The organism is Streptomyces alkaliphilus (assembly GCF_014141535.1).
In the GTDB taxonomy this organism is placed as follows: domain Bacteria; phylum Actinomycetota; class Actinomycetes; order Streptomycetales; family Streptomycetaceae; genus Streptomyces; species Streptomyces alkaliphilus.
On record NZ_VKHT01001219.1, the window covers coordinates 1 to 1,304 of the forward strand.

At 77.3% G+C, this 1,304-nt stretch carries 1 protein-coding gene and 1 pseudogene; both read right to left on the bottom strand.

All coding sequences use genetic code 11. The features are described from left to right. Positions 1-824: hypothetical protein (locus tag FNQ90_RS23540; protein WP_182608194.1), on the bottom strand; the 824-nt coding region annotated here is incomplete at its 3' end. A gap of 91 nt (positions 825-915) precedes the next feature. Beyond that, a pseudogene (locus FNQ90_RS23545) lies at positions 916-1,304 on the bottom strand (hypothetical protein); the annotation flags it as partial.

Here is a 1,304-nt window from a genome sequence, read left to right on the forward strand (position 1 = left end):
AGTTGTGTATAAGAGACAGGGGCCGAGGCGTCGACCACTCCCTCGCCCCGGAAGGTCCACAGCAGGCGCAGCCGGACCTCCTCCCGGCCGCGCGGCACCCGCTCCACCAACTCCCCCGACGTCGTCCCGTCGCTGCGCACCCACTCGTAGCGCACCTCGCCGGGACGGCCGTTGGTGCGCAGCACCCCCACGATCTCGGCGGTTCCGTCGCAGGCCGGCGCGCCGGTCGGGCTGTGCACGGTGACCTCCCGGATCGCGAGGTCGGGGCCGAACCGCTGCCACCACAGCCAGCCGCAGGCCGCCACCAGGGCGAGCACCGCCGGCAGGTACCGCAGGGCGCGCCGCATCCGGCCGCGTGCCGGGCGGCCGGGGCCCGGGCCGGCCCCGGGTTCGGAGTCGATCCCGGCATCGGAGTCGGGATCGGGGTCGCGCAGCGTGGGGGAGAGCGGGAGGACGGCCGTCGTCGGACCGACGGGACCGGCCCCGTCGGTCCGACGACGGCGCGGCACACCGGGGCCGAACCGCAGCACCTCACCGGGCCCCTCCGACCCCGCCCCGGGCGTCGGGGGCCCGCCGTGCGCCGATCCGCCCGCAGGGCCCGCGGCACCCCGCGGCGGCACCCGTTCCTCCCGGGGAGCCCCGTCGATCCGCTGCCGCGGGCCGGTCCCGCCGGCCGGATCGGCGGTCCAGGGGGCGTCGAGCGCCGTTGCCGTGTAGGGATCGTCCTCCCGGTCCTCCGGTTTCTCCCGGTCGGGCGCCGGTCGGTCGGATTCCCGCGCCTCCGGAGCCGGCTCCGCCTCCACCGCCGGTCGGGCGTACGGCACCCGGGGGTCCCGGGGGGCCCTTCGCCCGATCGCCCCCGTCCCGGGGCCGCCCGGTGGCGTCCCCGTCCCGGACTCTCCCGGTGCGCCGCGCTCAGCCAAGGCAGCCCTCCGGCGTGATCGGCACCGATCGCTCGACGACCGGGGTCCCGCCCGGCTGCCCGACCAGCCGCAGCCCGATCCGGTATTCGCACGGTGCCTGCGCCGTGTGCCCCACCGTCACCGTGTAGTGGGTCGCGCCCTCGCGTTCCAGGACGAACGGCTCCCCGTCCGGCTTGCCGAGGTGGTGGGCGTTGTCGGACAGGTACCACTGCCCGTGCAGGGTCACCGGGCCGGTGCCGTCGGTGGTGATCCCGAGGGTCGCGACGTGGACGTACGGGGCGCTCTGCCGGAGGTTGACGTCGATCCCCGTGACGGAGGTGTCCGCGACCGTCGTGGGCGGGTCCTCCTCGGGCGGGCCACCGGGGGAGCCCGCCCGAGGAG